General features: G+C 61.3%; 13 protein-coding genes. 9 read left to right on the top strand and 4 right to left on the bottom strand.

Features of this window, described 5'->3' with window-relative positions; genetic code table 11:
- Nucleotides 1-38 precede the first annotated feature (38 nt).
- Together AB4O36_RS10685 and AB4O36_RS10680 are read left to right on the top strand one after the other, a co-directional pair.
- Complete coding sequence (locus tag AB4O36_RS10685) at nt 39-1,184, top strand: sterol desaturase/SRPBCC family protein (RefSeq protein ID WP_460141684.1); 1,146 nt, start codon at nt 39-41, stop codon at nt 1,182-1,184.
- Nucleotides 1,181-2,272 carry an SMP-30/gluconolactonase/LRE family protein gene (locus tag AB4O36_RS10680; RefSeq protein ID WP_460141683.1) on the top strand — a complete coding sequence of 364 codons (1,092 nt, stop codon included), beginning with the start codon at nt 1,181-1,183 and terminating at the stop codon, nt 2,270-2,272. The genes AB4O36_RS10685 and AB4O36_RS10680 overlap by 4 nt, the downstream gene beginning before the upstream one ends.
- A 107-nt stretch (nt 2,273-2,379) precedes the next feature.
- On the opposite strand, the gene AB4O36_RS10675 is transcribed toward AB4O36_RS10680, so the two are convergent.
- A complete protein-coding gene (locus AB4O36_RS10675) occupies nt 2,380-2,586 on the bottom strand; it encodes a hypothetical protein (RefSeq protein ID WP_460141682.1) in 207 nt (68 codons plus the stop codon).
- A 109-nt stretch (nt 2,587-2,695) separates the two neighbouring features.
- A complete protein-coding gene (locus tag AB4O36_RS10670; protein ID WP_460141681.1) occupies nt 2,696-2,938 on the bottom strand; it encodes a DUF465 domain-containing protein in 243 nt (80 codons plus the stop codon).
- Nucleotides 2,939-3,154: 216 nt separating this feature from the next.
- Between AB4O36_RS10670 and AB4O36_RS10665 the strand changes: the two genes are divergently transcribed.
- Nucleotides 3,155-3,676 carry a DUF4142 domain-containing protein gene (locus tag AB4O36_RS10665; protein ID WP_460141680.1) on the top strand — a complete coding sequence of 174 codons (522 nt, stop codon included), beginning with the start codon at nt 3,155-3,157 and terminating at the stop codon, nt 3,674-3,676.
- Nucleotides 3,677-3,759: 83 nt separating this feature from the next.
- Here AB4O36_RS10665 and AB4O36_RS10660 read toward each other — a convergent pair whose 3' ends face one another.
- Nucleotides 3,760-3,936: a hypothetical protein gene (locus AB4O36_RS10660; protein WP_460142185.1), complete on the bottom strand. Its 177-nt coding sequence runs from the start codon at nt 3,934-3,936 to the stop codon at nt 3,760-3,762.
- A gap of 255 nt (nt 3,937-4,191) precedes the next feature.
- On the opposite strand from AB4O36_RS10660, the gene AB4O36_RS10655 reads away from it, so the two are divergent.
- Genes AB4O36_RS10655 through AB4O36_RS10630 form a run of 6 tightly spaced genes read left to right on the top strand, consistent with a single transcriptional unit; the run spans nt 4,192 to nt 9,613 of the window.
- The gene (locus AB4O36_RS10655) at nt 4,192-5,043 is read left to right on the top strand and encodes an STAS domain-containing protein (RefSeq protein ID WP_460124703.1); all 852 of its coding nucleotides are present in this window, start codon (nt 4,192-4,194) and stop codon (nt 5,041-5,043) included.
- Between the two features lie 4 nt (nt 5,044-5,047).
- Nucleotides 5,048-5,410: an STAS domain-containing protein gene (locus tag AB4O36_RS10650; protein ID WP_460124700.1), complete on the top strand. Its 363-nt coding sequence runs from the start codon at nt 5,048-5,050 to the stop codon at nt 5,408-5,410.
- Complete coding sequence (locus AB4O36_RS10645; RefSeq protein WP_460124697.1) at nt 5,407-5,811, top strand: anti-sigma regulatory factor; 405 nt, start codon at nt 5,407-5,409, stop codon at nt 5,809-5,811. Before AB4O36_RS10650 ends, AB4O36_RS10645 begins: the two co-directional genes overlap by 4 nt.
- A complete protein-coding gene (locus tag AB4O36_RS10640) occupies nt 5,808-6,812 on the top strand; it encodes an ATP-binding protein (RefSeq protein WP_460126691.1) in 1,005 nt (334 codons plus the stop codon). The genes AB4O36_RS10645 and AB4O36_RS10640 overlap by 4 nt, the downstream gene beginning before the upstream one ends.
- Nucleotides 6,805-7,680, top strand: coding sequence for a sensor histidine kinase (locus tag AB4O36_RS10635; RefSeq protein WP_460141679.1), 876 nt, complete (start codon nt 6,805-6,807; stop codon nt 7,678-7,680). The genes AB4O36_RS10640 and AB4O36_RS10635 overlap by 8 nt, the downstream gene beginning before the upstream one ends.
- Nucleotides 7,670-9,613: a response regulator gene (locus AB4O36_RS10630; RefSeq protein ID WP_460141678.1), complete on the top strand. Its 1,944-nt coding sequence runs from the start codon at nt 7,670-7,672 to the stop codon at nt 9,611-9,613. The genes AB4O36_RS10635 and AB4O36_RS10630 overlap by 11 nt, the downstream gene beginning before the upstream one ends.
- A gap of 98 nt (nt 9,614-9,711) precedes the next feature.
- Here the strand turns inward: AB4O36_RS10630 and AB4O36_RS10625 are convergent, their stop codons facing one another.
- Nucleotides 9,712-12,348 (bottom strand): excinuclease ABC subunit UvrA, encoded by a 2,637-nt coding sequence (locus tag AB4O36_RS10625; RefSeq protein WP_460124688.1) that lies wholly within the window; start codon nt 12,346-12,348, stop codon nt 9,712-9,714.
- Between the last annotated feature and the right edge of the window lie 98 nt (nt 12,349-12,446).

Raw genomic sequence — 12,446 nt, 5'->3', positions numbered from 1 at the left:
CTAATCTGCTGGGATAACAAAAAACGCAGGTGAATGCAGTGAGGCAGACCACCGAAGCATTTCGCAGCCGCTACCGGGCGGCCATCCATCCCCGTTACAACCCTTGGCTGCATGGCACCTTTGTGTTGCTGTTCGGGGTATCGGCCATCACTGCATTCTGGAGCAACGTGCATCAGGTGCAGGTTCTGCAATGGCTGGCGGTGCCCGCGACCTTGTTGCTGTTCAATCTGGGCGTCTACTGCGTACATCGTCACCTGGGGCATCACAAGAAAAGCTTCGCTCGCCTGTTCTATGCGCGCCATGCCGGTGACCACCATAGTTTTTTTGCCCCCGGCAGCATGGCGTACGACAGCGCCCGGGACTGGCGCGTGATCCTCTTTCCAGCCTGGCTGGTCGTGGTGCACACGCTGCTCATCAGCCTGCCGATCTGGTGGCTGCTGCAACTGTTCGATGCCAACGTCGCCGGTCTCGTCGCTGGCTTTCTGGTACTCGGTTACCTGGCCTATGAGGTGTTCCACGCCTGTGAACACCTGCCACACTCCAACCCGCTGACGCGCTGGCCCTGGATTCGCCAGATGCGCCGCCTGCATGAACTGCATCACCGTCGCGAACTGATGCAGGAGCGCAACTTCAACATCGTTTTCCCCCTGATGGACTATCTGTTCGGCACCCTCTACTGGGAGCCCGAACCCACCTGCCCGGACACGACGAGAATGCCCATGACCCGCATGCAGCATCACATCAGCATCGCCGGCAACCCGATTGCCGTACTCGCCTACGCCAGCACCGTGACCCTTTGGCCGCAGTGGCATCCCTCATCCCTGAAGATTGAAGGCCCCGACGGTGCCCTGCACGCCGGTGCCCGGTTCGAGGAAGACATACGCGCCGGCAGTCGCGATGGGCATCTGAGCTGGGTGGTCACCGAGTATCTGCCCGGCCGCCGTTGGTGTGCGCGTGCCCAGGGCGATAACGATTTGTCGCTGCTGCTGACTTACGAATGCGCGGCCGCAGGCGACGGCACGGAGTTTGTCCGCACCCTGGAGTATCAGTTCAGTGGCCTGGCGCTGCGGGTCGCCAATCATCTGCTGCTCAAAGGGCGCATCGATCGGGAGTCCGCTGCGTCTCTGATTGCCTTGCGCAACGCGGTCGAGAAACACCTGGACCCGGCAGGAGTCACCGCGTGAGGCGAACCATCAGGATTCATCATCTGGTGCTGTCGGTGTTCGTTGCCATTGTCGCGTTTTTGCTGCTGATGCCTACCAAGGTGCAACCGCTCGCCTGGGCGCCGGCTCCGGCGCCATCGCTCACCAGCGGCCCCTATGCCGACAACCAAAGGCTCAAGGGCCTTGAGCGCGTGGGTGCCGACGGTATCGACGGGCCGGAGGCACTGCTGCTGGAGAACGACGCGCTGATCACCGGCCTGCATGACGGCCGGCTGATCCGCACCACCCTAGACGGCAAGACCACCAAGCTGCTGGCCGACACGGGCGGTCGGCCCCTGGGTCTGGCACGTCACCCCAACGGCTTGCTGGTGATCGCCGACGCGGTCAAGGGCCTGCTGTCGTTGGACGCACAAGGAAGGCTGGTGGCCTTGACCACCACGGCCAATGGCGTGCCCTTCGGCTTTACCGACGATGTGGCTATCGACAAGCCTGGGCATTACGCCTATTTCAGCGACGCCTCCAGCCGCTTCGGTTACGGCCACGACGGTGAAGCCATCATCGAACACGGCGGCGACGGGCGCCTGCTGCGTTATGACTTCCAGACGGGCAAAACCGCAGTGCTGCTGGACAAGCTGGAATTCGCCAACGGCGTGACCCTGGGCCCGGACGATGCGTTTGTGCTGGTCAATGAAACCGGCGCCTACCGCATCACCCGCTACTGGCTAAGCGGGCCGAAGGCCGGTACTCACGACCTGTTCATCGACAATCTGCCGGGGTTGCCGGACAACCTGGCGTTCAATGGCCGAGACCGCTTCTGGGTAGCGCTGTATGCACCTCGCAACGCTCTGCTGGATGCCACGGCGCCGCATCCGTTCTTGCGCAAGGTGATCACGCGCGCGCTGCTGGTGCTGCCCAAGCCGGTGGAGAAACGCGGGTTTGCGCTGGGGCTGGATGTGGAAGGCAAGGTGATCGCCAACCTGCAGGACGGCAGCAGCGACAGTTACTCGCCGATTACCACTGTGCGTGAGTATGGGGAATGGTTGTATTTCGGTTCGTTGAAGGAGCAGCACATGGCACGGTTGCCGTTGAGCACAGCATTGAAGGATTAACGCAGATCCTATGGTGGGAGGGGGCTTGCCCGCGAAAGCGGTTTTCAGTCTCGACAGGTGCAAGCTGACACACCGCCTTCGCGGGCAAACCCGCTCCCACAGGGGGTTTAGCGGCGATCGCCGTGCCCATCACGATCAACATCAGTCCCGTCATCCTCCCTCAAGGGAATTGCCCCTTCATCGTTGGGCAACTCATCGATGCCCGGTTCGTCTTCGGGATGGGTCGTCGTGTGCGACGGGCTCAAAGGCTGGGGATCGGTGGGAATGGGGTCGTAGCCGCCCTGCTCTTCGCTGGGAAATTTAGGGTCGTTCATGGGGCACCTCGCATGGAGCCGAGAAATCGGACTCTGATCATTCGAGGTGCCGGAATTTACTGCCGTTCCAATTTTTCAGTCACCGCCTGTCGGTGGCTGAAGCCCTGCCTCAGGGTGTTTTCAGAAGCTGGTCGACAATCTTGTCTTTGACCAGCAGACGCTTTTCCTTGAGCTTTTTCAGTTCGTCATCACTGGGGGCATCCGACTTGGCGCTTTCAGCCTCTACCACTTCGGCGTCCGCCTGCGAATACTTGGTGAGCAGTGAATCCAGTAATGGATCCTGGGTGCGTCTTTGCTGGATATCTTCCTTGGTACGATTCAAGTCCGCATAAAGATTGTGTGGCACCGGCATGGAACACCTCCGTTTGTTGATCGAAAGCAAACGCGATCGATTGCGTTCGCCCAACCATCAGAATGGCCTTGGTCTACGGGTTCTGTCGACCTTCAATCAGACAAGCGGTGTCCGTTCGTCGCCGTTTGGCAAAACCGATCAAACCTTTGCCCGCTCGTCGGCCTCCACATTTTTACGATCAACAGATCGCCAAAAAACCAGTGTGGAGAATGACCAATGGACGGATTTACCCTGCGCAATATCGCTCTGGCAGTCGCCCTGAGCACCAGCATGGGCGCGGCGTTTGCTGCCACTTCCAATGACTTCGTCGACAACGCGGCTGCTGGCGGCATCGCGGAAATCGAAACCAGTCGTCTTGCTCTGGAGAAAAGCCAATCGGCGGACATCAAGGCGTTCGCCAACATGATGATCACCGACCATTCCAAGGCGAACGATGAACTGGCCGCCATCGCCAAGAAAAATGACATCGAGGTGCCAGACACCACGACGCTGGTGAAACAGGCCAAGGAAAAAATCCTCGACATGCGCGACGAATCGTTCGACGCCGCCTACGCCAACAATCAGGTGAAGGCCCACGAGGAAACCATCGAGCTGTTCAAGAAAGAAGCCAATACGGTGACCGACGACAAGGCCAAAGGCTCCGCGGAGCTCAAAGGCTTCGCGCAGAAGATGCTGCCAGGGCTGGAGAAGCATCTCGAGATGGCGAAAAAACTGCAGGCGGCTCACCCGAGCAAATAACCCGCCGCCCCTTCAGGGCTGTTCAAGGGCATTAACAAGGGGCCGTGTTCAAGATGAAGGCGGCCCCTTTTTTACATCCGCCACTATCCCCCATCCGTATCGATATCCGCATCGGTGTCTTCGCTGGGCGCAGGCCGATCGGGATCAGGCTTGAAGCCCGGACTGAATTCGTTGTCGTTATCGCTGTGATGTTGCTTCTGGTCTACCGAGTCATCGGCGCTTTCCGGCCCCGGGGTGTGTCCGTTGTCTTGGTCTTTCATATCTACCTCGTTCGTCACTGTCAGGCTACGGCAGCAATCGGCCCTGTAGGTTGGAAACCCCCGACGGGTCAGGGTTCCATCTGATGGCAGATTGAGGTCAAATGGGCGCAGTTTTGCGCGGTGCCCGCTACAGTACTTGTGCGTCGACGGAAATAATCCTGCCGGGACGAACAACTATTTCTACACGCAAATGTCATTGATCAGCGCCGGTCGTTTTTTGGGGAATCGGCGTACATATCCCAGGAGTCAACGCACATGGCAGCACTGCAGACCAGTACACTCGAAGCACTGAAAAAAGACCAGGCGCAATTACTTGCCAACTGGTACAGCAGTCTTGAAGCGAGTGGCGCCACGCGCAACCTCAAGGAACAAGAGGTCAAGCAGCAGACCTCTGATTTTTTGCAACTGATCATCGCCGGCCTCGACGCAGGTAATGGCAGCAACGTCGCCGCCTCCGGCTGGGACGAGATTCGCCAGTTCCTGGAAAAGCTCTCGCGCAGTCGCGCCCTGCTCGGACAAAACTCGCAGCAAACCGCCAACTTCATCTTCGCCTTCAAGGGCCCGCTCTTCGCCGCGTTGCAAAATCACTATCAGGACAATCCCAGCTTGTTGGCCGAACAACTGCTGGAACTGTCCGAGTTGCTCGACAGCCTCGGGATGCACACCATCCGCACCTTCCAGGAGTCGCGCGAGGCGGTGATCAAGCGCCAACAGGAAGAACTGCTGGAGTTGTCCACGCCCGTCGTCAAACTGTGGGACGGTGTATTGGCGTTGCCAATGATCGGCACCCTGGACTCGCAGCGCACCCAGGTGGTGATGGAATCGCTGTTGCAACGCATCGTCGACACGGGTTCGGAAATCGCCATCATCGACATCACCGGCGTGCCCACCGTGGACACCCTGGTCGCCCAACACCTGCTCAAGACCGTCACCGCCATTCGCCTGATGGGCGCTGACTGCATCATCAGCGGCGTGCGTCCGCAGATCGCCCAGACCATCGTGCACCTGGGCCTGGACCTGCAAGGCGTTGTGACGAAAGCCAACCTGGCGGATGCCTTGAAACTCGCCTTGTCGCGCCTGGGGCTGACCCTCACCAAGGCGGGCTGAAGCCATGGAACGCATTCCGATTTTGCAAATGGGCGACTTCCTGCTGGTGACCATTCAGGTCGACATGCATGACCAGTTGGCGTTGACTCTGCAAGAGGACCTTTCCGAGCGCATCAGCAGAACCTCTGCGCGCGGCGTGCTGATCGATATTTCAGCGCTGGACATGGTGGACTCGTTCATCGGCCGCATGATCGGCACCATCTCCGGATTGTCCCGGATCATGGATGCGCAGACGGTACTGGTGGGCATGCAACCGGCGGTCGCCATCACCCTGGTAGAACTGGGCATGACCCTGCCAGGGGTGAGCACCGCATTGAATGTCGAGCGTGGGATGAAGCTGCTTCAGGACTGGGTAAGCAACCAATGACCGTACGCAGCAGCGGCACCCATCCGATCCATATCGAACAAGATGTCGTTCTGGCGCGCCAACTGACACGCAAGTTGGCCACCGAATGCGGCATGCGCCTGATCGACCTGACCAAACTGGTCACGGCCGTCAGCGAGCTGGCCCGTAACACCATGGTGTACGGCGGCGGCGGTGACATGGATTGGCAAATCATCGAGGAAAATGCGCGCACCGGTGTGCGGCTGGTATTTCGCGATGAAGGACCTGGCATCCCGGACATCAAGCTCGCCATGACCGATGGCTGGACGTCGGGCAATGGTCTGGGCCTTGGCCTGACCGGTGCCAAACGATTGGTCGAAGAGTTCGAGCTCGACACCGCGCCCGGCCAAGGCACACGCATCACGATTACGCGATGGACATGAATATCTCCGGTTCCCTGACCCAGGTGCTGCTGATTGAAGACAGCAGCCAGATCGGTCACGCCCGACGCACTGCCCAGCAGTTGGCGGAGAAAAACGGCTTCGACGCGACCGATGCAGGGCGGGTGGCGCTGGTGGCCACCGAGCTTGCCAGCAATATTCTCAAACACGCGACCCATGGCGAGCTGCACCTTCGGGTGCTGCCCCGTGCGTCGGGCGCAGGGATCGAGATACTCGCCGTTGACCGTGCCGCCGGGTTTGACGTGGATGCCTGTCTGGCGGACGGGTTTTCCACCCGAGGGACCCAGGGCATCGGCCTGGGCGCCGTGTTCCGCCAGACCGAAGTGTTCGATGTGTACGCCGATTCACGCGGCACGGTACTGTTGACGCGCCTGTACCCACGCACCGACAACGCACCCGATCCACGGTTCGGTGTCAGCCACCACTCACTGCATGATGATCCCGCGTGCGGCGATACCTGGCATCTGACCTATGACGGCTCGAACATCAGCGCGCTGGTGATCGATGGCCTGGGCCATGGTGAAGAAGCCGAAGAAGCGGCGCGTGCCGGTGAGAAAGCATTCAACCACTTGCCATTCGCGTCCCCGACACTGCTCTTGCAAGACCTTCACGAAGCCATGACCGGCACGAGGGGCGGCGCGGTGGCCATCGCACAATTCGATGGCGACAGCCTGCGCTTCGTCGGTATCGGCAACATCGGCGCCACCCTGATCGGCCCGGAAAAATCCCGAGGCCTGGCCTCCCACCCCGGCATCGTCGGCGGGCAATACCGGAAAGCCCAACCCTTTGACTATGCTCAAGTGAATGGACACCTGTTGATCATGTACAGCGACGGCCTGCAATCGCGTTGGAACCTGCAAGATTACCCCGGCCTGGTGCACCGCCACCCTGCCGTGATCGCCGCCATCCTGCACCGCGATTTCTGCCGTGGACGTGATGACGTCACGGTGTTGGTCGTTGCTCTGGAGACAGCCCATGGCTGATACACACCTGAGTCAGATCGACGAACAGGCCGCCCAGGTGGCACGGCTGCAAAGTGAGTGCGACGCCCTGCGGGCTGAACTGGATGAAACCAACCAGGGCGTTTTGGCACTTTACGGCGAGCTGGACATGCAGGCCGAACAACTGCGCGAGGCGTCGGACCTCAAAAGCCGCTTCCTGTCTTATATGAGTCACGAATTTCGCACGCCACTGGGCTCGATCCTCAGCATCGCCAGTCTGTTGACCGACGAGCTCGACGGACCGCTAAGCCCGGAGCAACACAAGCAGGTGAACTTCGTCAGCAATGCCGCGCGGGAATTGAGCGACATGGTCGACGATCTGCTCGACCTGGCAAAGATCGAAGCCGGGCGTATTTCGATCTCGGCGGCCTGGTTCGATATGTTCGACCTGTTTGCCGCGCTGCGCGGCATGTTCCGGCCCATCGTCGATGCGAGCGCCGTTGACCTGATATTCGAGGAACCGGTGGGTCTCCCGAGGTTGTATACCGATGACAAGAAACTCGGGCAGATCCTGCGCAACTTCATTTCCAACTCGCTGAAATTCACCACCCGTGGCGAAGTCCGCGTCTCGGCGAGTCTGGAGTGCAGTGACCGGATCCGGTTCGCGGTGACCGACACCGGCATCGGTATCGCGCCCGAGCTGCATGGTGCATTGTTCGAGGATTTCTCCCAGGTCGACTCGCCCCTGCAGAAACGTCTGCGTGGCACAGGTCTGGGGCTGTCGCTGTGCAAACGCTTCGCCGAGCTGCTCGGCGGTGAGGTGGGGCTGGAGAGTACGCCAGGGGTCGGTTCGACCTTCTATGTGATCATACCGCTGGCCCTCGCCACGGAGTCCTCCGATGAAACGTGACATGCGTTTGCTGATAGTCGACGACAACGTTGCCACCCGCTACGCCTTGCGCAGGCGACTGGAGCGGCATGGTTACATCGTCCTCGAAGCCGGAACCGGCGGTGAAGGCCTGGCCCTGATCCACAGCGAAACCTTCGACGCGCTGATCCTCGACGTCAACCTGCCGGACATGAGCGGCTTCGACATCGTGCGCAAATTGCGCTCGGAACCTGCCACCGCCCTGCTCCCGGTCATCCACGTATCGGCGGCCTCGATTCAGTCCGGCGACATCATCACCGGCCTGGACGCCGGTGCCGATGCCTACCTGATTCATCCGGTCGACCCGGATGTGTTGCTGGCCACCCTGCGCACGCTGCTGCGCGTGCGCGACACCGAAAATGCGTTGCGCGAAAGCGAGGCGCGCTTTCGCGAGATCTTCACCAACATCTCCGCGCCGATTGCCGTGCTCGATGCGCAACTCGAGGTGCACGAGTGCAACCATGCGTTTGCCCGGCTGATCCAGGACAATCGCGACCCGGACGCCTTGCGCGAATGCTTCGCCGACCAGCAGGACGCCATTGTCGATGAGTTACGCCTGCGACTGAGCGTCGGTGAACGCTGGAAAGGCACGTTGAACATGCGGGTCGAGGGTGAGCTGCGCGAAACCGAGTGGCAGATTTCGCCCTACCGCACACCGGCATTGAGCCTGGTGTTTGTCGAGGACGTCACCGAGCATCGGCACCGCGAGCGCTCGCACCTGGCCAGGCTGGACGACGCCACCTCGCAACTCGAGACCGAAATCGCCTCGCGGGTCCGCACCGAAGCCCAACTGCTGCAAGTGCAGAAGATGGACGCGCTGGGCAAGTTGACCGGCGGCATTGCCCATGACTTCAATAACCTGCTGACCGGCATCATCACGAGCCTGGAGCTGATCCAGAAACGCATGGCCGATTCGCGTCCGGAAAAAGTCGAATTCTATGCCGGCGCAGCCCTTAGCTCGGCGCGCAGCGCTGCTTCCCTGACGCACCGACTGCTGGCCTTCGCCCGGCAGCAACCGCTCAACACCCGGCCGGTGGATATCAACGACCATATTCGCTCCCTCGAAGAGTTGTTGAGGCGCACCATCGGCGAGCACATCACGTTAAGGCTCGAACTGACCTCCAAGACGGCGATTGCCCTCGTGGACCCCATTCAGCTGGAAAGCGCGGTGTTGAACCTGGTCATCAACGCCCGCGATGCCTTGCCCCAGGGCGGCAATATCTGGGTCAGCACCTACGCAGCGTATTCCCACGGTGATCCGAAACTGACCGATGGCGCCTACGTGGCACTGGCCGTGCGTGATGACGGTACGGGTATCGAGCATCACGTGATCGACAAGGTGTTCGACCCGTTTTTCACCACCAAGCCGCTGGGCCAGGGCACCGGCCTGGGATTGTCGAGTATCTACGGCTTCGCCCGGCAATCGGGCGGCGACGCGCACATTCGCAGCGTGGCGCGACGCGGCACCGAAGTGACCATCATGCTGCCCGCCAGCAGCGACCCGACTACGGTGGAGGAAGAATCGCCAGTGGTTGAAGTGCCCGGTTGCGGCGAGCACATCCTGATTGTCGAGGACATGGCATCAGTGCGCATGTTCGTCGCCGAGGTGCTGGTGGACGCCGGTTACCGCTGCACGCAAGCCGGTGATGTCGAAAGCGCCCTGGAACGCTTGCAAAACGACCCGTCGATCGATCTGATGCTGAGCGACGTTGGGCTGCCACGCATGAACGGCCGCGAACTGGCCGATGTCGCCCGCGGCTGGCGCGAAGGCTTGCCGATCCTGTTCATGACCGGTTATGCCGAAAATGCCCTTAATCGCCAGGTGTTCCTGGGCGATGGCATGGACATGCTGGTCAAGCCGTTCCAGATCAGTGAGCTGCTGGACAAGGTTCGCCGCAGCATCGACGGGGCCTGACAGATCGAATCGCGGGCAAGCCCGCTCCCACAATGGTTGACGGGTGCCCTTGTGGGAGCGGGCTTGCTCGCGATGAGGCCGGCTGACCCACCGCCTATTTATGCCTTACCCAATACCCTGGCCAAAAACGGCGCCGTCCGGCTTTTCTTGTGGCCGGCCACCTTCTGCGGCGTGCCAGCAACGACGATCTTGCCGCCCTGATCCCCTGCCCCCGGCCCGATGTCGATGACCCAGTCACTTTGCGCCACCACGCGCATTTCATGCTCGACCACGATGACCGTGTGCCCCGCTGCCACCAGATTGTTCAACTGCTCCAGCAATCGGTCCACATCCCGTGGGTGCAATCCGGTGGTCGGCTCATCGAGCACATACAAGGTGGCGCCCCGTTGATTGCGCTGCAGCTCGGTCGCCAGTTTGATGCGCTGGGCTTCGCCGCCGGACAATTCGGTCGCCGGCTGACCCAGTCGCAGGTAGCCCAGGCCAATGTCGCGCAGCACCTCCAGTGAACGGTGAATCCCCGCCTGCTCGCGGAACACCTCGACCGCCTCATCCACCGTCAGTTGCAACACCTGGGCGATGTTCAGCCCCTGCCAGTTGACCGCCAACGTTTCCGGGTTATAACGGGCGCCATGGCACGTCGGACATGGCGCGTAGACACTGGGCATGAACAACAACTCGACGCTGACGAAGCCTTCGCCCTCGCAGGTTGCGCAACGGCCCTTGGCGACGTTGAAGGAGAATTGCCCGGCGTCGTAACCTGCGGCCTGCGCCTGCTCGGTCGCGGCAAAGAGTTTGCGCACGTTGTCGAACAGCCCGGTGTAGGTCGCCAGGTTCGAGCGTGGCGTACGACCGATGGGCTTCTGGTCCACCTGCACCAGGCGCTTGATCGACGCCAGCCCTGCGCTGACGTGACCACCACTGGTCTGCGGCGCGTCATCCTCCAGGCTTAGCTCGGCGGCATCCGGGTCACGCGCTGAGCGACCGAAATGCGCCCCGACCAATTCGAGCAGCGCCTGGCTGACCAGGCTGGATTTACCCGAACCCGAAACGCCGGTGACCGCCGTGAAGCAACCCAATGGAAATTCGGCGCTGAGATTGTTCAGGTTGTTGCGGGTGATGCCCTCCAGCTTCAACCAGTCCTTGGGTTTGCGTCGACCTGCAGCCGCACTGACCTCTTCGGCGAACAGATAGGCCCGCGTCTGCGATTGCTGCACGTCGGCCAGCCCCTGAGGCGGCCCGCTGTAGAGAATCTGTCCGCCATGCTCACCCGCCGCCGGGCCGACATCGATCAGCCAGTCAGCGCGGCGCATGGTCTCCAGGTCGTGCTCGACCACGAACAACGTATTGCCCGCCGCTTTCAGACCTTGCAGCGCCTCGAACAGCGCTTCGCCGTCTGCCGGGTGCAAGCCGGCCGAGGGTTCGTCCAGCACATAGATCACGCCAAAGAGTTGCGAGCCCAGTTGCGTGGCCAGGCGCAGGCGTTGCAATTCACCGGAAGACAGGGTTGGCGTGCTGCGCTCCAGTGCCAGGTAGCCGAGTCCAAGGTCGGTCAGGATGCTGACCCGCTCCAGCAAATCCTGGGCGATGCGTTGCGCGGCCAGGCGCTTTTCCACCGACAGGTTAGGCGTGTGGCGTACGTCAGGCGCATTGGCGTGGCCGCTGGCGCCGTGGGCCACCCGTTGTTCACGGGCGTGGCGGGTTTGCTCGTGGGTCAGCACTTCGCCCGCCTCATCGGCTGCATCCAGGTAGCTTTGCGCGGCCACCGGCCTCAGGACTTCGGCGACTTGCAGCAACGGCATTTGCGAGAGCTCGCCGATGTCATAGCCGGCGAAAGTTACCGACAAAGCCTCGCGCTTGAGCCGTTTGCCGGCACACAACGGGCACGGACTGCCGATCATGAATTGCGAGACGCGCTTCTTCATCAGCGCGCTTTGGGATTGGCTGAAGGTGTGCAGGATGTAGCGTCGGGCGCCGCTGAAGGTGCCCTGGTAACTCGGCTCCATCTTGCGCTTGAGCGCGACTCGGGTTTCCTCGGGGGTAAGCCCGGCATACACCGGAACGGTCGGGGTTTCCTCGGTGAAGAGAATCCAGTCACGCTGTTTTTTGGGCAGGTCGCGCCAGGGTTTGTCGACGTCAATGCCCATGGTCACCAGGATGTCGCGAAGGTTCTGGCCCTGCCATGCCAAGGGCCAGGATGCGACGGCGCGCTGGCGGATGGTCAGGCTCGGGTCCGGCACCATCAAGGCTTCAGTCACTTCATACACTCGGCCCAGGCCATGGCACTCAGGGCACGCGCCCTGGGGTGTGTTCGGCGAAAAGTCCTCGGCGTAGAGCATCGGCTGGTTCGCCGGGTAACTGCCCGCGCGCGAGTACAACATGCGGATCAGGCTGGACAAGGTGGTGACGCTACCCACCGAAGAGCGCGTGCTCGGCGTGCCACGCTGCTGCTGCAGGGCGACTGCCGGTGGCAGGCCTTCGATGGAATCAACGTCCGGCACCCCGACCTGATCGATCAGGCGCCGCGCATAAGGGGCCACGGACTCGAAATAGCGGCGCTGCGCTTCGGCATACAAGGTCGAAAACGCCAGGGACGACTTGCCCGAACCGGACACTCCGGTGAACACCACCAGGGCATCGCGGGGGATGTCGACGTCGACGTTCTTGAGGTTGTGCTCACGGGCCCCACGAACTCTGACCATGTTGGAGGGGGATTGGGTGGGGCGCTTGGCGGTCATGGGCGGCCTTATGATTGTGAGTGTTGCTACCTGTGGGAGCGAGCCTGCTCGCGATGGTGGCGTTACATCCAATGAAGGTGCTGAATGTTATAGGTCCC

The sequence above is a fragment of the Pseudomonas sp. S2_E01 genome (assembly GCF_054668365.1).
This window is presented reverse-complemented; position numbering and strand designations above follow the sequence as displayed.